The organism is Aurantimonas sp., assembly GCF_964217435.1.
GTDB lineage: Bacteria > Pseudomonadota > Alphaproteobacteria > Rhizobiales > Rhizobiaceae > Aurantimonas > Aurantimonas coralicida.
Window position 1 is genome coordinate 245,504 of the sequence record NZ_CAXPJM010000055.1, and the last position, 26,574, is coordinate 272,077.

A 26,574-nucleotide genomic window follows, 5' to 3' on the forward strand; every position below is an offset into this window, starting at 1 on the left:
TGGATCCGGTCTGTGGACCATCGGGAAGCGCCGTGCCGATACCAACCGTCAGGTCAACGCGACGCCGGGTCGTGCACGACCCGGCAAGGCTTGAGGACGCGACCATGCAGAATTCCACCATCGGTGTGACGGCCTATGACTGGGTGCCGTCCTTCGCCCAGGGACTGGTGCGCGATCTGCGCGTTCGCTGGGCGCTGGAAGAAGCCGGGCTGGCATACAGGCCGATCATTCTCGAACAGGGGTCGCAGCGCGGCGCGGACAATATCGCCCGCCAGCCCTTCGGCCAGGTTCCGGCGATGGAGATCGATGGGCAGACCATGTTCGAATCCGGGGCCATTGTCTGGCGGATCGCCGAGGCAAGCGACAGGCTGCTGCCGTCCGATCGCCATCAGCGCGATCTCGCCCTCTCCTGGGTCTTCGCAAGCCTAAATACGATCGAGCCGCCGATTGCAGCGCTTGTCGATCTCGACTTCTTTGCCGGCGACGCCGATGCGGCAGCGAAATTGCGCGATGGCGCCATCAAGTCCGTCGACAAACGTCTCGAGCAGCTTCAGGCAGCGCTCGGCGATCGCGACGGGCTTCTCGGCGATTTCTCGGTGGCCGATTTGATGATGACGGCGGTGCTGCGCATTCCGCGCCACACCGACATTCTCCAGAATTTTCCAGCGCTCGACGCCTATGTCACGCGCCACACGGCGCGTCCGGCCTTCCAGAAGGCCCTCGCCGATCAGCTCGCCCCGTTCCGGGAGAATGCGGCGCGCTACGAACGCGCGGCCTGAGCCTGAGGATCTCGGACTGGGAGACGCCTTGCATCGCGTGCGGTTGAAGACGGGAGAGGAAGAGGGTCGAGATGCGTCAGATCACGGCAGGCCTGTTCCAGTCGATGGACGGCGTCGTCCAGGCACCGGGCGGTCCCGACGAGGACCGCAGCGACGGTTTCTCGCTCGGCGGCTGGATCGTGCCCCATGTCGGCGAGACGGTCGGGAGCTTCATCGACACAATCTTCGACGGGGAGTTCGACCTGCTGCTCGGCCGAAGGACCTACGACATCTTCGCCGCGCACTGGCCCCGCATTACCGGCGACGCCTTTGCCGACAAGTTCAATCGCGCCGCGAAATACGTCCTCACCTCGTCGAGCGAGCCGCTTGCCTGGGCCAATTCCCATGCACTGCCGGACATCGATGCGGTGGCGGCCCTCAAGCGCACCGAGGGCCCGAAGCTGATCGTCCAGGGCTCCACCACGCTGTACCCCGCGCTGCTGTCGGCCGGTCTCGTCGACCGGCTCTACCTGATCACCTTCCCGCTGATCCTCGGCCGCGGCAAAAGGGCCCTGCCCGGCGCAGACCCCGGCGCCTGGCGCCTCCTGGAACACCGCGTCTCGGAAGGCGGCGCGATCGTCGCGGTCTACGCGCCGGCCGGTGCCGTGGCGACGGGCTCCTTCGCGCTGGACGATTGAGGCCGCCCATGCTGACGCTCTTTTTCCATCCGTTCTCGTCCTACTGCCAGAAGGTGCTGATCGCCCTTTACGAGAATGGCACGGCCTTCGAACGCCGCATCCTCGGCCCCGACGATCCGGCAGCGATGGACGAACTGCGGGCGATGTGGTCGATCGGCAAGTTTCCCCTCCTGGTCGATGGCGGCGACACGGTCGCCGAGGCCTCGATCATCATTGAGCATCTGGCGCTTCGTCACCCCGGCCCGGTCGCCCTGCTCCCCGCCGACCCGGTCGCGGCGCTGAAGGTCCGGTTCTGGGACCGGTTCTTCGACAATTACGTCGCGACACCGCAGCAGACGATCGTCCTCGACGCGTTGCGTCCGGACGGCAAGCGCGATCCCGAGGGCGTTCGCATCGCACGACAGTCTCTCGATGCCGCCTATGCGTATCTCGACAGGCGGATGGCGGATCGGGACTGGGTCGCCGGCGACAGCTTCAGCCTCGCGGACTGCGCCGCCGCTCCGCAACTCTTCTACGCCGACTGGACCCATCCGATCGCCGAGCGCTTCGCCCATGTGCGCGCCTACCGCAATCGCCTGAAGGCCCGACCGTCCTTTGCCCGTTGCATCGACGAGGCCCGCCCGTACCGTCCATTCTTTCCGCTCGGGGCGCCGGAGCAGGACTGATCGCCACGGCCGGAACGGGTCCGTCGCGACCGCTCTCGGCATGTACCAACGCCATCGGCCCTAGCCGGCGAGGACAGGGCATATGGGACCCTGGAAAGGCGTGCCTTTCCTATGGAGACGGAGGAGATGGGCATGGCCAACCCCGCAGGAACACCGATCTGGTACGAGCTCCTGACGCCCGACCCGGACGCGGCGCAGGACTTCTATACCCATGTCGTCGGTTGGACGATTGCGCCTTCGAACCATCCAGGGATGGATTACCGCATCATCTCGGCGCCGGACGGCGTGCCCGTCGCGGGACTTCTGAAGCAGCCGGACGGGATGACGGCCGGCCCAGTATGGTTGAGTTATCTTGCCGTTGCGGACGTCGACGCCGCGGTCGATGCCATCGAGAGGGCCGGCGGCGCAACGCATATGCCGGCGATGACGATCGACGGCGTCGGCCGCATGGCCCTGGTCGCGGACCCGCAGGGCGCGACGCTCTATGTCATGCGCGGAGAGAGCGCCGAGGAAAGTCTGGCCTTCCGGCAGGCGGAGGAGGCAACACCCGGCCATGCCGTGTGGAACGAACTTTCGGCACGAGACCCGGAAGCTGCCCTCGACTTCTACGCCGCAGCGTTTGGCTGGCGCCAGGACGGTGCGATGCCGATGGGGGAACTTGGCGACTACCGTTTCGTGTCATGCGGAACGACGCGTCTCGGCGCCATCATGGGCGAGGTGCCGAACGGCCGCATCGGCTGGCAGTACTACTTCATGGTGCCGGACATCGATGCCGCGCAACAGCGCCTCGGATCGGCTGGCGGCAAGACGATACAGGGGCCCGACGAAATCCCCGGCGGTTCGTTCGCGCTGGTCTGCGAAGATCCCCACGGCGCCCGCTTCGGGCTGGTCGGCTCCGGCGGCGCGAGCCGGAGGAAGGAGGATCCGATCTGACGAGACGGTCTATTTCAGCGGACCGAACCGCCTGAGCACTGCCCAGCTCCGCAGATCCCACAGGGCCCCGGCGGTCGCGGCGAGGACGAGGGCGCAGAGAGCGACCTTCGAGACCGTGCCCATCGTGCCCTCGATCAGCAGCGCATGGACGACGCTGCCGACCACGACCACGCTCGCCAGCGCCGTATGGGCGAACCGCCAGACCGGCGGTCGCAGGCGCAGCGTCCGGCGCAGGGCGGCCAGCAGAGCCGCCGCGAACAGCGCCCACATGGCGATGACGCCCCAGTCCGAAAACGGCGTCGGCGAGGTGAAGAGCAGCGCATCCACGACATCCGGCGGGCTCGTCAGCCAGAGCCCGGCCACATGGGCGACGATCGCGGCAACAAGTGCCGTGCCGACCCAGCGGTGAATGCGGCGCCCGTCCCGCATGCCGATGCCGGGCAGATAGCCGGCCGCCAGAAGCGGCTGGAAAAGGAGCAGCGCCATCGCCACGATCCCGGCGAAGCCGGCCGCAATATAGATCCCGCTGCGATAGGCGAGATACTCGCTCGTCGCCGCAATGGCGACCGGACCGAGAACCGCGACGGCCAGCGCCGACCAGCCGAGAACGGCCCGGATGGACAGCGTCACGGAGTCAGGCCGGCTGCAGGACGAAATCGGCGCTGAGGCTCGTATCCTTGGGGCTGGACATGACCGGCCGCAGGAAGACCGTCTCGAATTCGGGATCGTCATAGGCCAGATGGCCGTGCGCCTGGCCGAATGCGGGCACGATCTGCGGCATTTCCAGCCGGAACGTGCCGTCGGGACCCGTGAGCGTCGCTCCATGGCTTTCCGGATCGCGCTCATAGGCCTCGGTCGTATGGGCCCAGATCTGGATACGGATGCCTTCGAGCGGCGCACCGTCGCCGGCCTGGCGCACGCGCCCCGACATCCAGAAGCCGCCATTACCGATCCGTTCGACGACCGGCGCGCCGGGACGATAATTGTTCGAACCGCCGCGCATGGAGGGGGTCGGCGCAAGGCCCTGTGCCCGCGCGGGAACGAGCAGGCCGGACATGCCACTCGTCGCGAGGGCACCGCCGAAGGCGACACCAGCCGCCAGCATCGTTCTGCGGTTCAGACGGGTCCGAGACAAGGCAGCCTCCCAGTCGCTTCGGCAGACGACACGGTCGTCCCTCAAGATCGCGGATCGGACGCGACCGTCCGCGGATCGCTCGACAGCGGCATCGCTCACCAACGCCGCGCGTCACCCTTGAAATGGAGACCGCGCCAAGCCGAAGCAAGTCGGCACGCTTCACAAAGCGCTGAGGTGACGTTCAGGTCGCAGGCATCATCGCCTTCCGGTCTGATCGCGCGCCCAACCCTAGCTGTTGAATTGCAGGCTACTGGTTTTCTGCAAGGCGGTCTGGGTGAATTCCATGAAGGCGCGGACCTTGGCCGAGACGTTGTTGCGCTCGGGATAGACGCCGTAGATGTCGGCGTCGACCTGGGCGTAGCGCGGCAGCACCAGTTCCAGCTTGCCCTCCCGGATCAGCCGGACGATGTCCCATTCCGACCGCAGCATGATGCCGTGGCCGTCGATCACCCATTGCAGGGCGATCTCGCCGTCATTGCTGGACAGGCGCCCCTTCACCTTGATCGACTCGGTCAGCTGCCCGCGCTGCAGGCGCCAGACGTCGTAGATCTGGTTGTGCTGGCGCAGGACGATGCATTCGTGATCGGTGAGATCGTGCAGCCGCTGCGGGCGGCCGTATTCCTCCAGATAGCTCGGCGCCGCGCACAGGAAGCGCCGGTTGCGATGCAGCCGGCGGCTGATCAGCCGCGAATTCGGCGGGCTGCCGAAGCGCACCGCGAAATCGTAGCCCTCCTCGACCAGGTTGATCGGCGCATCGGTCAGGACGAGCTGGGCCGAGATGTCGGGATATTCCCGCGCGAATTGCGACACGATGGGCGCGATGAACTCCCGTCCGAAGCCGAAGGTCGCGTTGATCCTCAGGAGCCCCTGCGGCTTCTCGCCGGCCGAGCGGATACGGTTTTCCAGGCTCGCAATGTCCTCGAGGATCGCGGCGCTCTCGTTCAGGAACGTCTCGCCCTCGCTCGTCAGGCTGACCCGGCGCGTGGTCCGGTTCATCAGCCGCACGCCCAGCCGGTTCTCGATCTTGGCGAGCCGCTTGCTGACGCCCGAGGTCGACAGGTTCAGCTCGAGCGCCGTCTCCGAGAAGCTGGCCTTGCGGGCAAGAAGCGCGAAGAAGGCAAGGTCACTGTCCATGGATTGTGTCCGTCAGTGCAATAATCATTTTCCATATTCGATATTATCCCTTCTCCATCATCAATTACAGTGGCCGTGATCGAAGCGACAGGAGGGTCGTCGATCGACAGGTCCGGCTTGCCGGGCCGGCCCGGTGGAGGAGCGGGTCGAGGAGAGAGGGACGCGGTGCACGGCGCCGCCCCGAATCCCGCAGCTCCATCGCAACAGTCCATCGCTGGCGTCGCGGGCATAAAGCCGCGCCGACGGCGCCAACGCTTCGACGAGCGCAGGCGATGAGCGCCGGTGCTCCATTTCGAATTGGGAGGTTCTTATGAAGTTCACCGCGATCGCACTCGCACTGCTCGCCAGCACGGCGACGGCCAGTTTCGCCCAGACCGCCGGCGACTATCCGACCAAGCAGGTCGACTACATCATCCCCTTCAATGCCGGCGGCGAATCCGACGTGTCGGCGCGCTTCCAGCAGGCGAGCTGGGAGAAGATGTTCGACCAGCAGCTGATCATCCAGTACATGGCCGGCGCCGGCGGCGCCCAGGCCTGGTCGCAGCTGAACGGCCTGCCCGACGACGGCTACACCATCATGGGCATCAACCTGCCGCACACGGTGCTGCAGCCGATGGAGAAGGACATCGGCTACAAGACCGAGGACCTGACCCCGGTTAATTACTTCCACTACACGCCCGACGCGATCTTCGTGCCGAAGGACAGCGAGTTCCAGACGCTCCAGGACCTGATGGACTACGCCAAGGAAAACCCGGGCATGGTCACCTTCAGCGGCTCGGGCTCGAACTCGTCCAACAACCTCGCCCAGGCCCGCTTTGATGGCCTGACCGGCCTGACCACGACCTATATTCCGTTCTCCGGCACCGGCCCGGCGGTGACCGCCGTCCTCGGCAGCCAGACCATGGCCGGCTTCAACTACGCCACGTCGGGCGTCAATCAGGGCGACGCCCTGCGCATGCTGGCCGTCGCCTCCGAAGAGCGCCTGCCGGTCTTCCCGGACGTGCCGACCTTCACCGAGCTCGGCATCGATCTGGTCGGCGGTGCCTATCGCGGCGTCGCGGTGCCGAAATCGACCTCCGAGGAGATGCGCAAGGCCGTCTCGGACGCCGTCTCCAAGGTCAATGCCGACCCGGATTTCGTGAAGAAGATGGAAGATGGCGGCTTCGTCCTGACCGACATCCCCTACGAGAAGATGCAGGACTTCGTCGCCGAAAAGACCGAGGAATATGCGGCCGGCGCCGAACAGCTCGGCATCGTCAAGAAGTAACGGATCGGGCCAGGCCACCCCATGCAGCTCTTCGAGTACTTCCTCGACGCACTCACGCCGCTCAATCTGCTCCTCGCCCTCGTTGGCGTGGTGCTCGGCACAATGATCGGCGCCCTTCCGGGCCTGTCAGCGACCATGGCGGTGGCCGTCCTCGTCCCCTTCACCTTCACGATGGATCCCGCCTCGGGGCTGATCGCCCTGGGCGCCATCTACACCGGCGCGATCTATGGCGGCTCCTACGCCGCCATCCTGGTCAACACGCCGGGCACGCCGTCGGCGATCGCCACGACCTTCGACGGCTACCCCATGGCAAAGAAGGGTGACGGCGGCCTTGCCGTCACCCTCGCCACCCTCGCTTCGGTCTTCGGCGGTCTCGTCGGCGGCCTGTTCCTGCTGTTCCTGTCGCCGCCCCTCGCCCGCGTGGCGCTGGCCTTCGGTCCGCCGGAGTATTTCTGGCTGGCGATCTTCGGCCTGACGCTGATCTCGGCGCTGTCCGTCGGCAACACCATCAAGGGCCTCATCGGCGCCTGCCTCGGCCTGCTGATGTCGATGATCGGCGTCGCCGTGGTCGGCGGCGACATCCGCTACACCATGGGCACCAACGTGCTCCTCGGCGGCATCGACATCACCTCGGCGTTGATCGGCCTCTATTGCGTGCCCGTCGTCATCGACCTCGTGGCGACCCGTGCCCAGCATCTCACCGTCGAGGACGATCTGAAGGGCATTCGCCTCAGCGAAGCCCTGTCGATCAGCTGGGCCCGCAAGTTCAATGTCGTCCGCAGCTCGGTCATCGGCACGGTGATCGGCATTCTGCCCGGCGCCGGCGGCTCGATCGCCGGCCTCGTCTCCTATTCGGAAGCCCGGCGCGCCTCCAAACATCCCGAGCGCTTCGGCCAAGGCGAGCCGGACGGAGTCATCGCCACCGAATCGGCCAACAACGCCACGGTGGGCGGCGGCTTCATCCCGACGCTGGTGCTGGGCATTCCCGGCACCCCGCCCGACGCCATCATCCTCGGCGCGCTGCTCGTCCAGGGCATCAAAATCGGCCCGACGCTGTTCACCGCCCAAGGCAACATCGTCTACACCTTCATCTTCGGCCTGCTGATCGCCACCGTGCTGATGCTGCCGGCGGGCCTGCTGATCGGCAAATACGCCTATCGCTCGATCATCGCGATCCCCAAGCCGCTGCTGGTGCCGACCGTCGCCTTCCTGACGATCATCGGCAGCTTCGCGATCCACAGCAACCTGCACGACACCCAGACCATGTTTGTCCTGGGCATCCTCGCCTGGATCCTCAACCGCTTCGGCTTCACCCCGTCGCCGATCGTGCTGGGCCTGGTCCTCGGCCAGATCGCCGAACAGGGCTTCGTCCAGAGCTATCTCATCGGCAATGCCCAGCAGGCCGTCCTCGGCATGTTCTTCGGCCGCCCGATCAGCATCGCGATCATCGCCGGCGCCGCGCTGACGCTGCTCTATCCGCTGCTCTCCTCGTATCTGGCGAAGCGCCGCACCCTGAAGACGGTACCGGTCGATGCCGTGGAGGACGCCGCACCGGTCCAGGCCGTCTGGCGCGACGTTCCGAGCATGGTCTTCGCGGGCCTGTTCGCGGCGATCGGCGTCGCCGCCGTCATCGGCACCGGCGACATGACCCCGATGGGCTCGGTGTTCCCGACGACCATCGCGGTCGCCCTATCGGTCCTGTCGGTGATGCTGATCGTCCAGCACATGCGCCGGCCGGTGGCCCCCGCGGTCGCAGAGGGCGGCGTCGATGCCGACGGCGCGGCGCTGAAACCGGCGCGGGAGCCGGTGGGCTGGCGCCGCATCGCCGCCACGATCGCCATCGGCATCTGGATCGCCGCCATGCCGCTGCTCGGCTTCACCGCCGCCGGACTTCTCGGCTTCGCCCTGCTGATTGCGGCGGCGTCATGGGAAACCCCGACCGGCCGGACGCTGGCGACCTACGCCGCCGTCTCGGTGGCCATCGTCCTCGGCTTCTACCTGTTGATGGCCAACGTCCTGCTGATCCGCATGCCACAGGGACTGTTCTTCTAAGGGCTGGCAACACGGCGCCGGCATCTCGCGAACGGCGGCTTCGGCCGCCGGCCGGAGACCTGCGCCGCCACGCCGGCCAGCGTGACACCCCAACCCGACGCGGGCTCGAGCGAGCGCCGCGACCCGATCCATCAGACGAAAGGGATCCTCCCATGAAGCACTACAACATCGCCGCGATTCCCGCCGACGGCATCGGACCGGAGGTCATCGCCGCCGGGCTGCAGGCGCTCGAGGCGCTGGCGCGCCGCGACGGCAGCTTCCAGATCGACGTCACCAGCTTCGACTGGGGCTCGGAGTACTACCGCAAGCACGGCGTCATGATGCCGGCCGACGGCACCGACCAGCTCAAGCCCTTCGACGCGATCTTCTTCGGCGCGGTCGGCGCGCCGGACGTGCCGGACCACATCACCCTGTGGGGCCTGCGCCTGCCGATCTGCCAGGGCTTCGACCAGTACGCCAATGTCCGGCCGACCAAGATCCTGCCCGGCATCAGCTCGCCGCTCGCCGGTGTCGGCCCGGGCGATCTCGACTGGGTGATCGTGCGCGAGAATTCCGAGGGCGAATATTCCGGCCATGGCGGCCGCGCCCACAAGGGCCTGCCGGAAGAGGTCGGCACCGAGGTGGCGATCTTCACCCGGGTCGGCGTCACCCGCATCATGCGCTACGCCTTCAAGCTGGCCCAGTCGCGGCCGCGCAAGCTGCTCACCGTGGTCACCAAGTCGAATGCCCAGCGCCACGGCATGGTGATGTGGGACGAGATCGCCGCCGAGGTCGCGACGGAATTCCCGGACGTGACCTGGGACAAGATGCTGGTCGACGCGATGACCGTGCGCATGACGCTGAAGCCCCAGAGCATCGACACGGTCGTTGCGACCAATCTGCACGCCGACATCCTGTCCGATCTCGCCGGCGCGCTGGCCGGCAGCCTCGGCGTCGCCCCCACCGCCAACATCGATCCCGAGCGCCGCTTCCCCTCGATGTTCGAGCCGATCCACGGCTCGGCCTTCGACATCACCGGCAAGGGCATCGCCAATCCGGTGGCGACCTTCTGGACCGGTGCGCAGATGCTCGACCATCTCGGCGAGAACGCCGCCGCCGCCCGGCTGATGCAGGCCGTCGAGAAGGTCACCGGCGAGGGCATCAAGACCCCCGATGTCGGCGGCACGGCCACCACGCAGGAGGTGACGGACGCGGTCTGCGAGGCCATTCGCGCCTCCAACATCTGAGAGCGGCGAACCTCAAGCGTTTCGGCGCGGCGACCCGTGCGTTGCCGCGCCGACGCGATCGTTACGGGAAGGCGGCGACCGCTGCGCCATTTCTCGCCTGCCCGGTGCGACAGGCAGGCCCGATCAGGGCAGCGCCGCCCAGGCCGCTTCGATCGTCGCCCCCTGCCGGCCCTTGTGCCGGTAGAGCCGGATCTCGATCGGGATCGGCATGGCGCCCGACGCGACGCGAACCAGCGTTCCCGCCTCCAGACTGTCTTCGGCAAGGGTCATGGGCAGCCACGCCAGCCCCTCCCCCGACCGCGCCATCGTCAGCAGCGTCGCGGCCAGATGCGACGTGAATACCTGTTCGATCCGGCCGGCCGAAGGCTCCTTGCGCCAGACGGCCGAAATGATCCTGCCGAGGCCGGACGGCTCGCTGTAGCCGAGGTAAGGCGCCGGCCGTCCGGCATCGAGCGACCAGAGCGGCTTGCCCTCGCCATCCGGGGCGCTGACGAGGACGAGGCTGTCCGATCCGACGACCATGCTGTCGAACTGGCCCGGCTCGAACTGGCTGCGCATGGCCGGGTGATGATGACAAAGCATCAGCGACGCCTCGCCCCGCAGCATGATCTCTTCGCAGGCCATCATGCTGTCGGAGACGAGATTGAGATTGCCGCGGCCGAACAGCGCGTCGTTGCCCCGGATCCAGCGGGGGAAGAAGGTGAAGGACAGAGCGTGCGTCGCCGCGATGGTCAGGACACCGGCGTCGATGCCGGCCGCGGCCCGTGTTTCCTGCCGCAGCCGCTGGATATCCCGGCTCAGCATTGCCGCCTGCGCTTGGAAGACGGTGCCGGCCGCCGTCATCGCGACATTGTGCGTCGTGCGGGTGAACAGCGGCGCGCCGACCCAGGTCTCGAGGGCCCGGATGCGGCGGCTGAAGGCCGGCTGCGTGATGTGCCGCCGTTCCGCCGCGCGTGAAAAGTTCAGCTCGGATGCGAGGGCGAGAAAGTCCTCGAGCCAGATCGTCTCCATCGGCAATGCCCAATCGGTATGACCACAGACCGATCTAGCATTGGCCTTTGCCCGCGGCCAGCGCTACCGACGGTCCAGCCGAACACGCCAGAACCGGAGCTTTGCCATGCGTATCGTCGACGTCGTCGAGGTCACCAAGCCGATCGCCTCGCCGATCCGCAACGCCTATATCGACTTCACCAAGATGACGACGAGCCTCGTCGCCGTCGTCACCGACGTGGTGCGCGATGGCCGCCGCGTCGTGGGCTACGGCTTCAACTCGAATGGCCGCTACGGCCAGGGTGGCCTGATCCGCGAGCGGTTCCGCGATCGCATTCTCGAGGCCGACGGCGCGTCGCTGATGAACGACGCAGGGACCAATCTCGATCCGCACCGCATCTGGGCGACCATGATGATGAACGAGAAGCCCGGCGGGCACGGCGAGCGGTCCGTCGCGGTCGGCACGGTCGACATGGCGGTCTGGGACGCGGTCGCCAAGATCGCCGGCAAGCCGCTGTTCCGCATGCTGGCCGAGGAGAAGGGCCGCGAGGCCGATCCGCGCGTCTTCGTCTACGCCGCCGGCGGCTATTATTATCCCGGCAAGGACAATTCGGCGCTGCGCAGGGAAATGCGCAGCTATCTCGACCGCGGCTACACGGTCGTGAAAATGAAGATCGGCGGCGCCTCGCTGGACGAGGATCGCGGCCGCATCGAATCCGTCCTCGAAGAGCTCGGATCGCAGGCGCGCCTCGCCGTCGACGCCAATGGCCGCTTCGACCTGGAGACGGGCATCGCCTACGCCAAGATGCTGCGGGAGTATCCGCTGTTCTGGTACGAGGAGGCCGGCGATCCGCTGGACTATGCGCTGCAGGCGGCGCTGGCGGAGTTCTACCCGGGACCGATGGCGACCGGCGAGAACCTCTTCTCACACCAGGATGCGCGCAATCTCCTGCGCTATGGCGGCATGCGGCCGGATCGCGACTGGCTGCAGTTCGACTGCGCCCTCTCCTACGGCCTCGTCGAATACCAACGCACGCTCGAGGTCCTCGCCCAGTTCGGCTGGTCGCCCTCGCGCTGCATTCCGCATGGCGGCCACCAGATGTCGCTGAACATCGCAGCCGGCCTCGGCCTCGGCGGCAATGAAAGCTACCCGGACCTCTTCCAGCCCTATGGCGGCTTCCCGGATGGCGTCACGGTCGAGGACAGCCACATCGTCATGCCCGAACTTCCGGGCATCGGCTTCGAGGGTAAATCCGACCTCATCAAGGTCATGCGCGACCTGGCGGAATAGGGCCGAAGGGCGGGAAGGCATGCGGGTTGTCGGTCGTTCGTCCGGAACGCCGCTTCCGCCCTGCCTTCCCGTATTCTCGGGCACCGCTGGGCGCGATGCCGCGGGTCCGGGGTCCGGTCGCGCGCAATCTGGTTGCTCGCGGGCCCGGACCCCGGTTCCGGCCAACTCAGCTGAAGAGCATGCCGCCGTTGATGTCGACATTCGCGCCGGTGACGAAGGAGGCCTCGTCGCTGGCGAGGAAGCAGACCATGTTGGCGACGTCTTCCGACCGGCCCTGGCGCTTCAGCGGGGTTGCCGCCTCGACGTTCTTGCGCACTTCGGGCTTGGTGAAGATGTTGTGGAAGTCGGTGTCGATCATACCGGGGCACAGCGCATTGACGCGAATGTCCGGGCCGAGTTCTTTGGCGAGACCGCGGGTCATCGCCATGATGGCGCCCTTGGAGGTGGCGTAGGCGACCGCCCCCGGTCCGCCGCCGTCGCGGCCTGCCTGGCTCGCGATGTTGACGATGGCGCCCTTGCTCATGTGGGCGAGAACCGCCTTGGTCATCAGGAAGGTGCTGGTGACGTTCAGGTCCATGACGGCCTGCCAATGCTCCAGCGGCATCTCGCCGACGGTCTTGCGGGCGATCAGGCCGCCGGTGTTGTTCACCAGAATGTCCACGGTGCCGTAGGTCTCGACCGCCTTGGCCACCAGCGCGTCGACGCCGTCCGGCTTGCTCAGGTCGCCCTGCACCGCGATCGCCTGACCGCCGGCGGCCGTGATCGCGTCCACCGTGGCATGGGCGCGGTCGGCGCTGGCGAAATAGTTGATGACGACATTGGCCCCTTCCCGGGCCAGTCGGATCGCGCAGGCGCTGCCGATGTCGCGGCCGCCGCCGGTCACGATTGCTGTCTTGCCACTCAGTATCATCTCATCTTCCTTCTGTTCGTGCTGCGTGCAGCGGGTGTGTTCGTCGCACCCGATGGACGCCGGGGCGCCCCGGGACACCGGGGGTTTCTCATAGGCCATTCGCGTCGGCGACTGACGGGTGATCCGCGCCCGCATCCCGCGACCGCGAGACCCCGGCGCCGACAGGTCTGTCGCCGGAGCTGCGCCTCGTCAGTTGAGCAGCGAGGGAAGCCAGAGCGAGATGCCCGGCACGTAGGTGACCAGCAGCAGGGCGGCGAGAATGGCGAGGTAGAAGGGCCATATCGTCCGCATCGCCGCTTCCAGCTTGATCCGCCCGACGGCGCAGCCGACGAACAGACAGGTTCCCACCGGCGGCGTGCAGAGCCCCAGGCCGAGATTGATCAGCATCATGATGCCGAACTGGGTCGGGTCCATGCCGAGGCCCTTGGCGATCGGCAGGAAGATCGGCGTGCAGATGAGGATCAGCGCGGCCATGTCCATGATCATGCCGAGGACCAGCAGGATCACGTTGATCATCAGGAGGATCATGATCGGGTTGTCGGAGATCGAGACCAGCAGCATGCTGAGCTTGGTCGGCACCTGGTAGAGCGCCAGGAGATAGGCGAAGGAGCTGGCGAAGGCGATCAGGATCATCACCATGGCGGTCGTGCGAACGGCACTTGCGAGGGCGATGAGGAAGGAATTCAGCGTCAGGCTGCGATAGTAGAAGGCCGTCAGGAGGACCGCATAGATCGCGCCGAAGGCCCCGGATTCGGTGACCGTGAAGACGCCCGAGAGCGTTCCGCCGACGATGATGACCGCCGTCATGAAGCCGGGAATGGCATCGGCCGCCGTCCGGCCGACGACGCCCCAGCCCGGAAACGGCTCGGCCGGGTAATTGTGCTTCACAGAGATGATGTAGGCGGCCACCGCAAGGCAAACGCACATCAGGATGCCCGGCAGGACGCCGGCAAGAAACAGGCCCGAGACGGAGATGCCGCCGCCGGCCGCCACGGCGAAGATGATCATGTTGTGGCTGGGCGGAATGACGATCCCGGCGATAGACGACGTCACCGTCACGTTGACCGCGAAATCGGGCCGGTAGCCGCGCTCCTTCATCACCGGGATCAGCAGCGAACCGAGGGCCGAGATATCCGCCACGGCCGAGCCGGAGATGCCGCCGAACAGCATCGAGGAGAAGATGTTGACCATGGCCAGGCCACCGCGCAGATGGCCGACGATCGCCGAGGCGAGCTTCACCAGCCGGCTGGCGATCCCGCCATGCAGCATGATCTCGCCGGCGAAGACGAAGAAGGGAATGGCCAGGAGCGAGAAGACGGAGACGCCGGCGGTTGCCCGCTGGAACGTGATCAGCGTCGGGAAACCCTCGTACCAGAAGGCCGCGGCCGCCGCGATGCCCATGGCGAAGGCGACCGGCGCGCCGATGATCACTCCGGCGCCGAAGACGCCGAGCAGAATGGCAAGTCCCACGTTCAGAGATCCTTGAGTTCGGCTTCGGGATTCCAGTCCCGGAAGGACAGGATCCGCAGAAGTCCGCGGGCGCCGGAGAACAGCATGACGAGGCCGCCGCAGGAGGTGATGGCCAGCGTGCGGAAGCTCTCCGGTATCCGCAGCATCGGAAGCAGCGTGTCCCAGCCGAACTGCATCAGCGTGATCCCGGCGACGAGCATCGTCGCGCCGAAGGCGGCCAGGCAGACATCGATGGCGATCATCACGATCTTGCGGGCCGTCGGCGGCAGCATGTCGCGAAACAGCGTGACCCCGATATGGGTGTCTTCCTGGACCCCGACCGCTGCGCCCAGGAACGCGATGTAGCAGATGAGCAGAAGCGCCAGCTGCTCCACCCATGTCGGCGTGACGTTCAGGACATAGCGGCCGAAGACGAGCCATCCGAAACTCGCGATGAGCAGCGCCAGGGCGGCTGTCGCGACGATCATGCAGGCCTTGCGCAGGTGCTCGAGCGTGCGCCGGAGCGTCAGAACGGGGAATGAGGATGGCGTCATGGCTGCCTCGGACGATGCGGGCCGCAGGGCGGCCGCTCCGCCTCCGCAGGGAGACGAAGCGGCATATTCGACCTTAAGGAGCTCAGTCCGCTTCGCGGATCATGTTGACGAGGTCGGTCATGCCCGGATTGTCGGCAAGATACGCCTCATAGACCGGCGCCATCGCATCCTGGAACGCATCCTTGTCTGCGATGGTGTTCACCTCGGTGCCGCCCGCCTTCACCGTTTCCAGACTGGCCGCCTCGCGCTCGTCCCAGAGCTTGCGCTCCATGGCGGCGCTGCTGCGGCCGGCCGCCATGACGATCTCCTGCTGCTCGGGCGTCAGCTTGTCCCAGGCCTTCAGGCTCATGCACAGGCATTCGGGAATGATCAGATGCTCGGTCAGCGAGTAGTATTTGGCGACTTCGTAATGGTTCGTGGATTCGTAGGAGGGCGGGTTGTTCTCCGCCCCATCCACGACGCCGGTCTTGATCGACTGATAGACCTCCGCGAAGGCCATGGGCGTGGCGTTGCCGTCCATCGCCTCGACCATCTTGACGAAGAGATCGTTGCTCATCACCCGGACCTTCAGGCCCTCGACATCGGACGGTGCGTTGATCGGCTTCACCGAATTATAGAAGGACCGGGCGCCCGCGGAGTACCAGCCGAGCGGCACGATGCCCTTGGCCTTCATCCCCTCGCCGATGGCGTCGCCGACCTCGCCGTTCATCAGCTCGTACATCTGCGGCACGCTCTTGAAGATGAATGGCAGGGCCGTGACGTTCGCTTCCGGAACTGCCTGCCCCATGGGGCCGAGATTGAACTCGCCGAAGTCGATCACGCCGAGCCGGACCTGCTCGATCGCGTCGGGCTGATCGCCCAGGACGCCGTTGTGATAGATCTTGGAGGTGACCTCGCCGCCCGTCTTCTCGGCCACTTCCGCGGCAAACGCCTCCATGGCGATCGAGACCGGATAGTCCTCCACATGGATGTTCCAGCCGCGCAGTTCGGCGGCCGATGCGGCCCCGCCCAGCGTGGCGAATGCCATCAGCGCGGTCAGCGCGGTTCCGGCGGCAGCGCGGCGGCGCAGTGTCTGGGTCACGGTCATGTTTCCTCCCTGTTTGGTTCGGATTTCGCGACCGCCAGGCCTCCACCACGCCGGTCCGCGAAACGTCATCGACCATGCTCAGCGATGGCCTGCGCCAACTTGTATACTAGTCGACGTTCGGTTTGTGAAGCGTAAGTTTGCAGCCGACGGTGATGCGTTCGCAGCGCCAGGGGCCAAAGGGATGATCGGAGCGTGAAAGGGCGCCGCATCTGCGTGGCAGAGCCAAGGCTCCGCTTCTCCCCACATCGACCGGCCGCCCGGACACAAGCGGAAGCCCGTTCGCAAACGACCTGCGGGGCCGCGGCACGCAAGCGGTCAGGCGGCAAAGACCGCCGGTCACCGCGCCGCCTATGATGCGATTAGCTTCGGGATGCCGTGGCCGGTCGGCGGCTGACACCCGGGAACCAACTACCGGCGGCGCGCGACGTTCGTCACGCCAGCGACGCCTTCAGTCCGCGTCGTCGAAATAGGAGGCGTGCTGCTGCTTGATCAGTTCGATCGTCGAATCGAGGCGTGTCAGATGCAGCATGCCCGCAGCGACGGCCTCCTCGGGGCGCTGCGCCTTGACCATCTCGGCGATCTGCTGGTGATCCTCGACGAGCTGCGGCATGCGGTCTTCCTTGGACAGCGACAGCATGCAGAGCCGATCGACCTTGGCTTTCTCCGTCGCGATGACGTCGAAGGCGTAGTCGACGCCGGCGATCTCGCAGAGCGTTCTGTGGAACTCGTAGTCGAGCGTGATGAAGCCTTGCGAGTCCGACCGGCTCAGGGCGCTGCGCTGCTCTTCGAGACTGAGGTCCAGCCGCCGCGCGTCCTCGTCCCCGCAGAATCGGGCGGCCCGCCGCAGCACCTCGGACTCCACCGAGGCGCGGACGAAACGCGCCTTCTCGATGCCCTTGTTCGAGAAGCGCTTCACCTCGGTCGATCGCTGCGGGCGGATCAGCAGGAGATCGAGATTGGCCAGCCGGTTGAACGCGTCCCGGACCGGCTGGCGGGACACGCCGAAGCGGGCGGCGATCTCGGTTTCGGAAATCTTGGCGCCCGGCAGAAGGCGCAACGAGACGATCTCGCCGTAGAGATAGCTGGTGATCCGGTCCATGCCGGTGCGGCGATCCCAGGCCTGCGTTTCGTCCATCATGTGCAGTGCTCTCGTCGCTGGCTCTTGCCCGAAACCGGGTTCATGTTTCCGTTCAGGGGCCAACGCATGCGGATGATCATGGCGTTCGGGTCTGCTCGTGGTTCGAAGACGGCCACGGCCCGGATCGGGGTCGAAGGCCGCCGGTCGCGAAACGGTCGCAGGTCGGGCAGAGAGCTTATAGCCCCGAATGCCGCATTTCACGCAACACTTACCCGGGCCGGAGATCCACGGCCCATCCTTCTCCTAGACGAGACCCTCGATCGTCCGCATGAGGGCTTCGCGCTTGTCGGCGTCCTGTGCATCGGCATGGGGGAAGGCGAAGCGGCGGCCGTCATTGTCGTAGTATCGGCCGGATTCGCCGGCGAACTCGTCCGACGTGGCGGCGCGCGAGAGGATGTCGACGCCGATGCCGACGTCGTTTCCGCTCGTGCCGAAGGCGGCCTTGACCATCTTGGTGCCCAGCAGCGATCCCGGATTGACGGCGACGACGACCGGGCCGTCCTCGCCCAGCTCGTCGGCCAGCGATCGCGACCACATGGTCAGCGCCAGCTTGCTCTGGGCATAGGCGGCGCCGTCGGACAGGCGCTTGCCGCCTTTCAGTGCCTCAAGGTCGACGGGCGCCTGGGCCGCGGAGGAGAGATTCACGATCCGCGATCCCCGTCCCATGATCGGCAGGAGCTCGCGGGTCAGCACGTAAGGGGCGATCGTGTTGACCGCGAAGCGCATGTCGAGCCCCTCGGCGGTCACCGTCTCCGCCGTCCCGTAGACGCCGGCATTGTTGATCAGCACGTCAAGACTGTCGTGCCGGTCCCGGACCGCCTTCGCCAGCGATCGCACCGCGTCCGGCCGGGACAAATCGGCCATGTAGGTCTCGACCGACGCGCCGTCGGGCATGGCGTTCGCGGCCGCCGCCAGTTTGTCGGCGCTACGGCCGTGCAAGAGGATCGCATGGCCGTCGGCGGCGAGCTTCTTTGCCGTTTCCAGCCCGATACCATCGGTCGAACCGGTGATCAGAATGGTCTTGGACATGGTGGACATCCTCAGTTCGAGAAGGCTGGCAACAGCTCGTCGGCCAGGCGTTTCATGGTGGTTTCGGTATCCGCACGATTAAAGCGCAGGTTCAGCGCGACATGGTTCACGCCGATCGCCTCGCGCGCCTTCAGGTAGCGTGCCAGATGGTGCATCCCCAGTCGCAGGCCGAGATGGATCGGCTGGGGCGGTGCGTCGGGATCGTCCTCCAGGTCGAGATAGAGCGGCTCCATCGCCGGTTTCGCGGCGCCGCCCGCATTGTCCGTCCGGGTTCGCCAGTCGCCGATGATCCGCGCCTGCGTGGCCGCGTCGCGCGGATAGAGCATCCAGCCGTCACCGTGGCGTGCGATCCATTCCGGATCCTGCTGACTGCCGCCGGTGACGAGAAGCGGCAGCCGCCCGCCGACCGGCTTGGGCAGCATGTCGATGCCGCCGTCCAGACTGCCGAACGGGCTGTCGAAGGCCGGGGCGTCGGCGCCCATGTGCCGGATATAATCGTAGCTTTCGCGAAACCGCATGCCGCGGTCGGCGAAAGACGTGCCGGTGGCCGGAAACTCGTCGGGACGGTCGCCCGATGCGATACCGAGAATGAGCCGACCGCCCGACAGCACATCGACGCTGGCCGCCGCCTTCGCGACATGCGCGGGATGGCGCAGCGGCAAAACCACGCTGGCCACGCCAAGAGCAATCCGCTGCGTCATCCCGGCCAGAAGGCTGAGATAGACGAACGGATCGTAGGTCTGGCCTGCATCGCCGAAGGACGGAACGTTGAACGGCACGTCGCGCAGCCACAGCGCCGCAAAGCCCAGTTCGTCGGCCAGCCGCACCCGCTCCAGATGCCGCGTCATCGAGGGCACGGCCCGCGTCGCGTAGGTTTCCAGGGGCACGACGAGCCCCAGGGTGAGCCGGTTCGGCCGGAACACCGCATTGTAGGCGCGGTTGATCGTTGGAAAGTTCCGACTTGCGGCGCGGTCCAGCATGTCCAGGCTTTCGCTCTCTCACCCATGTTCGGCTCTCGCCGCAGCAAGAGAAGGCGCCGCCTCGCCGTCAGGCCGACGGTGGCGCCCCCTCCGATGCTTAGTTGGCCAGGGCGTCCTTGCCCTCGACCAGCACATGATGGCTCACCGAGCCCTCGGCCCGCGCCTTCAGATGCGGGCTGTACTCCGGATCGTTGACGAACGCCTCGGCGGCCTCAGGCGAGATCGTCCCTGCCCTCAACGACGGCGTGAACACTTCGCGAGTTCGCCAGGCGCTGCTGGAGATGCGGCGTGTATTCGGGATCACTCTGGAAGGCTTTCGCCGCTGCGACCGACGGCCATTCGATGATGATCCGCAGCGCAACGTCATACGGCTCCCCCTCGATCTGCTCGTGCGACTGCGTGCGGGCGAGATACCTGCCGCCGTGGCGCGCGATCACCTTGTTCGCGGTGGGCAGATAGTCCTCGACCCAGTCTGCGTTCGTGGGCGTCACTTCGAGTACGGAATAAGCGGTCATGGTCTCATCTCCTGGATTGCGGACGACGGACGCCTGTCCGGTGCGGCTCGGTTCATGTCCTGGATGCGGCGCGCGACGGCATTCCGATGCGGATCTACACACTGAACTGCCGGGCATGTCGGCAACCCGCCGGAGCATCCGCCTCCGTGCTGACACTAGGAAAGATCGCTATTTCCGAAAGCTGAGTAAATCGCGCATACTGTTATTCAGTATTTGCGATACGGATATAATCGATGGATACCGACAATCTGCGTCTGTTCGTCCTCGCTGCGGAGCGGCTGAACATCAGCGCGGCGGGGCGCGCTCTCGGGATGACGCCGGCGGCGGCCAGCACCCGGCTCGCCAAGCTGGAGCATTCGCTCGGCGCGGAACTGCTTCACCGATCGACGCGCAAGGTGTCGGTGTCGATCGAAGGGATGGAGTTCCTGCCCTTTGCGCGCGAGATCCTCGCCCAGCAGGATGCGGGCCTTGCCGCGCTGGGGCGGGGCAACCCGACCATCACGGGCACGCTGCGCTTTGCCGCCTCGTCGACCTTCGCGGTCGAATATATCGCACCGCTGGTCCCCGACTTCCTCGACAGCTATCCGCATCTGAAGCTCGATCTGCGGCTGTCGGATGCGCCCTTCGATCTCATCGAGGGATCGTTCGACCTGGCGCTCCGCAGCGCCCCGCTGGCGGATTCCTCGCTGAAGGCGCGTCGCCTGGCGGACGATACGCGCATCCTTGTCGCCGCGCCGGCCTATCTCGCCCGGAACGGGACGCCGACAAAGGCCTCGGACCTCAGGGACCATCGTCTCATCGGCTTTCGCAACGCCCTGCCCCGACCGCTGCGCGGGCCGCAGGGGACCGACCAGACCTTCGACCCGGGGGCGACGAACTGCCGGCTGATCGTCGACGATGGTGCGAGCCAGAAAGCCGCAACGCTGGCTGGCGCGGGCATCTCGATGAATTCGCTCTGGTGCATTCACCGCGAACTGGCGGAGGGCACGCTGGTCCGGGTTCTGGCCGACCACGAAATCGACGATGGCTCCGTCCTTTGGCTGGTCTATCCGAAGTCGAATGTCCTCTCGCCCAAGGTGCGGGTGCTGATCGACTTCCTGGTCGACCGGATCGGCCGCAACCCGCCCTGGCTGCAGGCATAGCGGCCGTCGCCACTCGGCGGACGCGGACGATTATATTCTTTACACGAAAACTGAACTCTGAAATCCGCCGTTTATCGCATTATCCTGCGGTGTAGCTTCATTGGGAAACCAGCCAATGGAGCATGACCATGCAGACGATGATCCTTGAAGAATACGGGCCGACCGCTGCATTTCGCCCCCGGGAGCAGGCCAGGCCGTCGGCGTCCGAAGGGCATGTCGTGGTTCGCATCGCGGCGACCAGCGTCAATACGATCGACATGATGATCCGCAACATGGGGTCCGATCTGGGCTTCGCGCCCGCACTTCCGGCGATCCTCGGCATGGATTTCGCCGGTACGATCGAGGAAGTCGGCGCCGGGGTCACGGATTTCGCGGTCGGGGACGAGGTCTATGGCTGCGCCGGCGGCCTTGCCGACCTGCAGGGGGCGCTGGCGGAGTATATGCCGGCCGACGCCAGACTGATCGCCCACAAGCCGAAGTCCCTGTCCATGCGGGAGGCCGCGGCCCTGCCGCTCGTCGGCATCACGGCCTATGAGGGTCTCACCCGTGCGGGCGTCACCAAGGGACAGAAGGTCCTGGTGCACGGCGGGTCCGGCGGCGTCGGTCATGTCGGCGTGCAGCTCGCAAGAGCCTTCGGAGCAGAAGCCTACGCGACCGATAGCGGCGCCGAGCGGATTGCCGTCGTGAAGGAGCTTGGCGCGGAGCCGATCGACTTCAGGACCGAAGCGGTCGCGGATTACGTCGCCGCCCATACCGGCGGGGCCGGGTTCGACGTCGTCCTCGACACGGTGGGCGGGGCCAATCTGACGAACTCCTTCGCGGCGGTTGCGCTGAACGGGCATGTCGCGACGACGCTGGCAATGGCCGAGCTGGATCTGACGCCCGCACATCTCAAGGGCGCGTCCCTGCATGTCGTCTTCATGCTGATCCCGATGCTGCACGACAAGGATCGGAGCGCCCATGGGGCGATCCTCGCCGAACTGGCCCGTCTCTGCGACGAGGGCGCGCTGAAGCCGGTGGTGGACGAGCGGCGGTTCAAGCTTGCCGAGGTCGAAGACGCCTATCGGCACCTCGCCAGCGGCAAGGCGATCGGCAAGGTGGTCGTCGTCGTCTGACCGACCCCGAGAGCGGGAGCGGCCCCGGGGACGCCGCCGCTCTCGCTCGCGAAACCGAACCTGCACGATCGCGGACCCGCTGAAAGCGGATCGCCCGTACCTGTTGGGGCGCCACACCCTGCTCCGCGCGCGCCGTTTGTCCGCGATCCTCCCCGGAGGCGTCTCAGGGCACCGCTGGGCTCAGCTCCGCAGCCCCGGGGCCTCCTGGCCGGTGCGCTCGACATATTCGGCATAGCCGCCGCCATAGAGATGCGGCCCCTCCGGCGTCAGCTCCAATACGCGGTTGGAGAGCGCCGCCAGGAAATGGCGGTCGTGGCTGACGAAGAGCATCGCGCCTTCGTAGCGCGACAGCGCCTCGACCAGCATCTGCTTGGTGGCGATGTCGAGATGGTTGGTGGGCTCGTCCAGGACAAGGAAGTTCGGCGGGTCGAACAGCATCCTGGCCATGACCAGCCGGGCCTTCTCGCCACCTGACAGGACGCGGCACTTCTTCTCGATCTCGTCGCCATAGAAGCCGAAGCAGCCCGCCAGCGAACGCAAGGGCGCCTGGCCCGCCTGCGGAAAGCTGTCTTCCAGCGTCTGCAGAACGGTACGGTCGCCTTCGAGCAGCTCCATCGCGTGCTGGGCGAAATAGCCCGTCTTGACGCTCGGCCCCCGGGTCACGTGGCCGGTATCCGGCTCCGAGGCACCGGCGACCAGCTTGAGCAGCGTCGACTTGCCGGCACCGTTGACGCCCATCACGCACCAGCGCTCGCGCCGTCGCACCTGGAAGTCGAGGCCCTGATAAATGGTGCGATCGCCGTAGCTCTTGTGGACGCCCTTGACGGTTGCGACGTCCTCGCCCGAGCGCGGTGCCGGCTGGAACTCGAAGCGCACCGTCTGCTGGCGCTTGGGCGGCTCGACGCGCTCGATCTTGTCGAGCTTCTTGACCCGGCTCTGCACCTGCGCGGCATGGCTGGCACGCGCCTTGAAGCGCTCGATGAAGGCCACTTCCTTCGCCAGCATCGCCTGCTGGCGCTCGAACTGCGCCTGCTGCTGCACCTCGGCGATGGCGCGCTGCTGGCGATAGAACTCGTAGTCGCCCGAATAGGAATTCAGCGCGCCGCCGTCGATCTCGATGATCTTGTTGACGATGCGGTTCATGAATTCGCGGTCGTGCGAGGTCATCAGGACAGCGCCGTCGAAGCCCTTCAGGAAGGTTTCGAGCCAGATCAGGCTTTCGATGTCGAGATGGTTCGACGGTTCGTCGAGGAGCATGATGTCGGGGCGCATGAGCAGGATCTTCGCGAGAGCCACGCGCATCTTCCACCCGCCGGACAGTTCGCCGACATCGCCGTCCATCATTGCCTGGCTGAAGCCGAGGCCGTCCAGCACCTCGCGGGCGCGCCCGTCCAGCGCATAGCCGTCGAGTTCGTCGTAACGCTCCTGCGCTTCTCCGTAGCGGGTGATGATCTCGTCCATCTCGTCGGCGCGGTCCGGATCGGCCATGGCCGCTTCCAGTTCCGCCATCTCGGCGGCCAGGGCGCTGACCGGTCCCACCCCGTCGATCACCTCGACCACCGCGCTGCGGCCCGCCATGTCGCCGACATCCTGGCTGAAATAGCCGATGGTCACGCCACGATCGACCGAGACCTGGCCTTCGTCCGGCAGTTCCTCGCCGGTGATCATGCGAAACAACGTCGTCTTGCCCGCGCCGTTCGGGCCGACAAGGCCGACCTTCTCGCCGCGCTGTAATGCGGCCGACGCCTCGATGAAGACGATCTGCTTGCCGTTTTGCTTGCCGAGGCTTTCAAGGCGGATCATGCGGGGATTCCAGGTGGGAGCGAGGGAGGAGCCGCCTCAAACCATCCCACCCGCTGCCGTGCAAGAGGCCGCGACGCCAGCGGCCGGTTTTGCCGGCGCTCGTACGGCCTTGGACTTACGGCGCAGCCGCAGCCGGTTTGAGCCTGAGGGCCATTTCAGTTGGGAGAATTCTCTCCAGCCGAGACCCGAGATCAGCGATTTCAGCGGGATGGAGATTCTTGGCTGGGGCGGCAGGATTCGAACCTGCGAATGGCGGCACCAAAAGCCGCTGCCTTACCACTTGGCGACGCCCCAAGGCGCATGGCGGTCCTATAGCCTCTGGCCGGCGTCCATGCAACGACCCGTGACGGGGTTCGCACGCGGTGCGGCGCGCCGGATTGTCGCCAAGCGATCAGAGCCGTTTTCGCGTGCTGCGATGGCGGCCGGTGCGCCATGTCCACGGCGCGATGACCGGGACCGAAGGGGCGTCGGCCAGCCGCCGTCCCGAGGCGATGATCGCCTGCGCCCTTGCTTGCGGCGCTCCCCGCGCGATGTCCTCGAGCATCCGCAACGACGAGACGCTGTCATGGCCAAGAACCGGCGCCCCCGCCTGCCCGCCGCCGAGGCAACCGCGATCGACAAGTCCATGGCCCTCGACCGGTCGCGGTCCGGCACCGTCGATCTGACATTTCGGGCGATCGACGAGCTGGCCCATGTCCACGATCCGATCTGGGAGGACGTCTCGGCGCTGGCGGTCATCGGCCGGTCGATCTTCTGCACCTGCGACGAGACCGCGACGATCGAGCGCGTGGTGCTCGACGAGGCCGGGACGAACGCCGCCGGGCACACGAATTTCCCGCTCGGCGAAGCCTTCGACCTGCCCGACGGGCCGTCTGGGGAGATGGACATCGAAGGCCTGGCGATCGCCGACGGCTATCTGTGGATCTGCGGCTCCCATTCGCTGAAGCGCGACGATCCCGAAGAGGGTGGCCTGGCGGACATGGAGGACATCGACTGGGACCCCAATCGCGGCTTCCTCGGCCGGGTACCGCTGATCGACCGCGGCGACGGGGTGTTCGAGCCGGTCGCCGCCATCGATGCGCTGGACGGCGTGCCGGGCCGGCGCGCGGCGATGGTGAAGATGTCGAAATCGTCCAGGACGCCGATCCGCAAGATGCTGGCGAAGGATGCGCTGATCGGGCCCTTCGTCGACCATCCCTGCAAGGAGAACGGCCTCGACATCGAGGGCCTGGCGGTGCAGGGCGACACGGTGCTTCTCGGCCTGCGCGGGCCGGTGATCGGCGGCCATGCGATGATCGTGCGGCTTGAGATGAAGGAAACCGGCTCCGGCGCCCTCAAGCCCCGCAAGCTGGAGAACGGCCAACGCTACCAGTTGCAGGCCGTCGATCTCGACGGACAGGCGATCCGCGACCTCGAATGGCGGGGCGACCGGCTGCTGATCCTCACCGGCGCGACCACGGACCTGGAGGCGATGCAGTCGGTGGTGGTCATCGACGACTACGATCCGGGCCGGCCGGTCTATCAGGCCGGGCTCCTGGCGCGGATCCTCGACCTGCCGGTGATCCGCGGCTCCGACCATGCCGAGGGCCTTGCCACGATCGAGATCGACGGGCAGGACAGGCTGCTGGTTGCGTACGACTCGCCGCACGAAACGCGGACCGACCCCGCCCTGCGCCGCCTGACGACGGATCTGTTCGAGATCGCCGAAGCGGCGGCGCAAGCCGATCGCCCTGCCCCGGCGGCGAGGAAGGGCGGCAAGAAGCGAAAGGCCCGATCGCGCCAACATGCCTGAGTTCCAGACGGATTTCGATCCCGCCTATGGCCGGCTGGTCCCGGTCGCCGCCCATATCGGTCGGGTAACGGCCAACAATCCCAGCGCCTTCACCTTTGCCGGCACCAACAGCTACGTCGCCGGGCGGACGGGCTGCTTCGTGGTCGATCCCGGCCCGGACGACGACGCCCATCTGGACGCCCTCGTCGCGGCGATCGCCGGCCGGCCGGTCGAGGCGATCCTGCTGACCCACACCCATCGCGACCATACCGGTCTCGTGCGGCGGCTGGCCGCCTCGACCGGGGCGCCGATCGTCGGCGGCGGACCGCACCGCGCCTCGCGTCCGCTGCGCGACGGCGAGGCCCACCGGCTGGAAGCGGCCGGCGACACCGACCTCGCCTTCGACCGGATCCTGTCCGACGGCGAGCAGCTGACGCTCGGCGGCCTGCCGGTTGCCGTCGTCGCGACGCCGGGCCATTGCGCCAATCATCTGGCCTTCGCCGTCGGCGAGGACGGCGTGCTTTTCTCCGGCGATCACGTCATGGGCTGGTCGACCTCCATCGTCGCGCCGCCCGACGGGGCGATGCGCGACTACATGGCGTCGCTCGAGCGCCTGCTCGCGCGCGACGACCGGCTCTATCTGCCCGGTCATGGCGGCGTCATCGCCGCGCCAAAGCCCTTCGTGCGCGGGCTGATCGGCCATCGCCGCATGCGCGAGACCGCCATCGTCAAGCGCCTCGCCGAGGGCGACCGGACGATCCCTGAGATCGTCGCGGCGCTCTACAAGACGGTGGATATCCGCCTGCACGGGGCGGCCGGCCTGTCGGTGCTGGCGCATCTGGAGGACCTGGTCGCGCGCGGCGTCGTGGCCTGCGACGGGCCGCCGACACTGGCCACGACCTACACCGCCGCCTGAGACGGCGGAGCCGCGT

Annotated in this window: 26 protein-coding genes and 1 tRNA gene; 12 read left to right on the forward strand and 15 right to left on the reverse strand. The window is 66.7% G+C overall.

What is annotated here, in order from left to right; translation table 11 throughout:
• The first annotated feature begins 104 nt into the window (after positions 1 to 104).
• The 4 genes from ACEQX1_RS20475 (at position 105) to ACEQX1_RS20490 (ending at position 3,054) form a co-directional block, all read left to right on the forward strand.
• The gene (locus ACEQX1_RS20475) at positions 105 to 779 is read left to right on the forward strand and encodes a glutathione S-transferase family protein (protein WP_370193071.1); all 675 of its coding nucleotides are present in this window, start codon (positions 105 to 107) and stop codon (positions 777 to 779) included.
• Positions 780 to 850: 71 nt separating this feature from the next.
• Complete coding sequence (locus ACEQX1_RS20480; RefSeq protein WP_370193072.1) at positions 851 to 1,456, forward strand: dihydrofolate reductase family protein; 606 nt, start codon at positions 851 to 853, stop codon at positions 1,454 to 1,456.
• A gap of 8 nt (positions 1,457 to 1,464) precedes the next feature.
• Entirely contained in the window at positions 1,465 to 2,121 is a 657-nt protein-coding gene (locus ACEQX1_RS20485; protein WP_370197576.1) for a glutathione S-transferase family protein, read from the forward strand.
• Positions 2,122 to 2,253: 132 nt separating this feature from the next.
• Entirely contained in the window at positions 2,254 to 3,054 is an 801-nt protein-coding gene (locus ACEQX1_RS20490) for a VOC family protein (RefSeq protein ID WP_370197577.1), read from the forward strand.
• A gap of 9 nt (positions 3,055 to 3,063) precedes the next feature.
• On the opposite strand, the gene ACEQX1_RS20495 is transcribed toward ACEQX1_RS20490, so the two are convergent.
• The 3 genes from ACEQX1_RS20495 to ACEQX1_RS20505 all read right to left on the reverse strand — a co-directional run bounded on the left by ACEQX1_RS20495 (position 3,064) and on the right by ACEQX1_RS20505 (position 5,323).
• The gene (locus ACEQX1_RS20495; RefSeq protein ID WP_370195480.1) at positions 3,064 to 3,684 is read right to left on the reverse strand and encodes a ferric reductase-like transmembrane domain-containing protein; all 621 of its coding nucleotides are present in this window, start codon (positions 3,682 to 3,684) and stop codon (positions 3,064 to 3,066) included.
• 4 nt (positions 3,685 to 3,688) lie between these two features.
• Positions 3,689 to 4,189, reverse strand: coding sequence for a twin-arginine translocation pathway signal (locus tag ACEQX1_RS20500; protein WP_370195479.1), 501 nt, complete (start codon positions 4,187 to 4,189; stop codon positions 3,689 to 3,691).
• Between the two features lie 228 nt (positions 4,190 to 4,417).
• Positions 4,418 to 5,323 (reverse strand): LysR family transcriptional regulator, encoded by a 906-nt coding sequence (locus tag ACEQX1_RS20505; protein WP_370195478.1) that lies wholly within the window; start codon positions 5,321 to 5,323, stop codon positions 4,418 to 4,420.
• 310 nt (positions 5,324 to 5,633) lie between these two features.
• On the opposite strand from ACEQX1_RS20505, the gene ACEQX1_RS20510 reads away from it, so the two are divergent.
• The 3 genes from ACEQX1_RS20510 (at position 5,634) to ACEQX1_RS20520 (ending at position 9,868) form a co-directional block, all read left to right on the forward strand.
• Positions 5,634 to 6,590 (forward strand): tripartite tricarboxylate transporter substrate-binding protein, encoded by a 957-nt coding sequence (locus tag ACEQX1_RS20510; protein ID WP_228239565.1) that lies wholly within the window; start codon positions 5,634 to 5,636, stop codon positions 6,588 to 6,590.
• Between the two features lie 21 nt (positions 6,591 to 6,611).
• On the forward strand, positions 6,612 to 8,642 hold the full coding sequence (locus ACEQX1_RS20515) for a tripartite tricarboxylate transporter permease (protein ID WP_370197579.1): 2,031 nt from the start codon (positions 6,612 to 6,614) through the stop codon (positions 8,640 to 8,642).
• Positions 8,643 to 8,794: 152 nt separating this feature from the next.
• Positions 8,795 to 9,868 carry a tartrate dehydrogenase gene (locus ACEQX1_RS20520; RefSeq protein ID WP_277024230.1) on the forward strand — a complete coding sequence of 358 codons (1,074 nt, stop codon included), beginning with the start codon at positions 8,795 to 8,797 and terminating at the stop codon, positions 9,866 to 9,868.
• A 123-nt stretch (positions 9,869 to 9,991) separates the two neighbouring features.
• On the opposite strand, the gene ACEQX1_RS20525 is transcribed toward ACEQX1_RS20520, so the two are convergent.
• Positions 9,992 to 10,879 (reverse strand): LysR family transcriptional regulator, encoded by an 888-nt coding sequence (locus tag ACEQX1_RS20525; protein ID WP_370197581.1) that lies wholly within the window; start codon positions 10,877 to 10,879, stop codon positions 9,992 to 9,994.
• Positions 10,880 to 10,985: 106 nt separating this feature from the next.
• Here ACEQX1_RS20525 and ACEQX1_RS20530 point away from each other — a divergent pair, with 106 nt between their 5' ends.
• Positions 10,986 to 12,149, forward strand: a complete 1,164-nt coding sequence (locus ACEQX1_RS20530; protein ID WP_370195475.1) for a mandelate racemase/muconate lactonizing enzyme family protein — start codon at positions 10,986 to 10,988, stop codon at positions 12,147 to 12,149.
• Positions 12,150 to 12,315: 166 nt separating this feature from the next.
• Here the strand turns inward: ACEQX1_RS20530 and ACEQX1_RS20535 are convergent, their stop codons facing one another.
• The 9 genes from ACEQX1_RS20535 to ACEQX1_RS20575 all read right to left on the reverse strand — a co-directional run bounded on the left by ACEQX1_RS20535 (position 12,316) and on the right by ACEQX1_RS20575 (position 19,811).
• Positions 12,316 to 13,059, reverse strand: coding sequence for an SDR family NAD(P)-dependent oxidoreductase (locus ACEQX1_RS20535; protein WP_370195474.1), 744 nt, complete (start codon positions 13,057 to 13,059; stop codon positions 12,316 to 12,318).
• A 189-nt stretch (positions 13,060 to 13,248) separates the two neighbouring features.
• Complete coding sequence (locus ACEQX1_RS20540; RefSeq protein ID WP_024350095.1) at positions 13,249 to 14,529, reverse strand: TRAP transporter large permease; 1,281 nt, start codon at positions 14,527 to 14,529, stop codon at positions 13,249 to 13,251.
• Between the two features lie 2 nt (positions 14,530 to 14,531).
• Positions 14,532 to 15,062, reverse strand: a complete 531-nt coding sequence (locus ACEQX1_RS20545) for a TRAP transporter small permease (protein ID WP_370195472.1) — start codon at positions 15,060 to 15,062, stop codon at positions 14,532 to 14,534.
• 82 nt (positions 15,063 to 15,144) lie between these two features.
• Positions 15,145 to 16,149, reverse strand: coding sequence for a TRAP transporter substrate-binding protein (locus ACEQX1_RS20550; protein WP_370195471.1), 1,005 nt, complete (start codon positions 16,147 to 16,149; stop codon positions 15,145 to 15,147).
• Between the two features lie 448 nt (positions 16,150 to 16,597).
• Complete coding sequence (locus ACEQX1_RS20555; protein ID WP_024350092.1) at positions 16,598 to 17,287, reverse strand: GntR family transcriptional regulator; 690 nt, start codon at positions 17,285 to 17,287, stop codon at positions 16,598 to 16,600.
• 243 nt (positions 17,288 to 17,530) lie between these two features.
• Complete coding sequence (locus ACEQX1_RS20560) at positions 17,531 to 18,316, reverse strand: SDR family NAD(P)-dependent oxidoreductase (protein ID WP_370195470.1); 786 nt, start codon at positions 18,314 to 18,316, stop codon at positions 17,531 to 17,533.
• An 11-nt stretch (positions 18,317 to 18,327) separates the two neighbouring features.
• The gene (locus ACEQX1_RS20565) at positions 18,328 to 19,296 is read right to left on the reverse strand and encodes an LLM class oxidoreductase (RefSeq protein ID WP_370195469.1); all 969 of its coding nucleotides are present in this window, start codon (positions 19,294 to 19,296) and stop codon (positions 18,328 to 18,330) included.
• 97 nt (positions 19,297 to 19,393) lie between these two features.
• On the reverse strand, positions 19,394 to 19,534 hold the full coding sequence (locus ACEQX1_RS20570) for a hypothetical protein (RefSeq protein ID WP_370195468.1): 141 nt from the start codon (positions 19,532 to 19,534) through the stop codon (positions 19,394 to 19,396).
• Positions 19,509 to 19,811 (reverse strand): DUF1330 domain-containing protein, encoded by a 303-nt coding sequence (locus ACEQX1_RS20575; protein ID WP_370195467.1) that lies wholly within the window; start codon positions 19,809 to 19,811, stop codon positions 19,509 to 19,511. The genes ACEQX1_RS20570 and ACEQX1_RS20575 overlap by 26 nt, the downstream gene beginning before the upstream one ends.
• A 233-nt stretch (positions 19,812 to 20,044) precedes the next feature.
• On the opposite strand from ACEQX1_RS20575, the gene ACEQX1_RS20580 reads away from it, so the two are divergent.
• Entirely contained in the window at positions 20,045 to 20,953 is a 909-nt protein-coding gene (locus tag ACEQX1_RS20580; protein ID WP_277024254.1) for a LysR family transcriptional regulator, read from the forward strand.
• A gap of 128 nt (positions 20,954 to 21,081) precedes the next feature.
• Positions 21,082 to 22,068, forward strand: coding sequence for a zinc-dependent alcohol dehydrogenase family protein (locus tag ACEQX1_RS20585; protein ID WP_370195465.1), 987 nt, complete (start codon positions 21,082 to 21,084; stop codon positions 22,066 to 22,068).
• Between the two features lie 180 nt (positions 22,069 to 22,248).
• On the opposite strand, the gene ACEQX1_RS20590 is transcribed toward ACEQX1_RS20585, so the two are convergent.
• Together ACEQX1_RS20590 and ACEQX1_RS20595 are read right to left on the reverse strand one after the other, a co-directional pair.
• Entirely contained in the window at positions 22,249 to 23,871 is a 1,623-nt protein-coding gene (locus tag ACEQX1_RS20590) for an ABC-F family ATP-binding cassette domain-containing protein (protein WP_370197584.1), read from the reverse strand.
• A gap of 219 nt (positions 23,872 to 24,090) precedes the next feature.
• Positions 24,091 to 24,165: transfer RNA gene (locus ACEQX1_RS20595), tRNA-Gln, on the reverse strand.
• A gap of 271 nt (positions 24,166 to 24,436) precedes the next feature.
• Here ACEQX1_RS20595 and ACEQX1_RS20600 point away from each other — a divergent pair.
• Positions 24,437 to 25,663: a DUF3616 domain-containing protein gene (locus ACEQX1_RS20600; protein ID WP_370197586.1), complete on the forward strand. Its 1,227-nt coding sequence runs from the start codon at positions 24,437 to 24,439 to the stop codon at positions 25,661 to 25,663.
• Positions 25,656 to 26,558 carry an MBL fold metallo-hydrolase gene (locus tag ACEQX1_RS20605; protein WP_370197588.1) on the forward strand — a complete coding sequence of 301 codons (903 nt, stop codon included), beginning with the start codon at positions 25,656 to 25,658 and terminating at the stop codon, positions 26,556 to 26,558. Before ACEQX1_RS20600 ends, ACEQX1_RS20605 begins: the two co-directional genes overlap by 8 nt.
• Positions 26,559 to 26,574 lie beyond the last annotated feature (16 nt).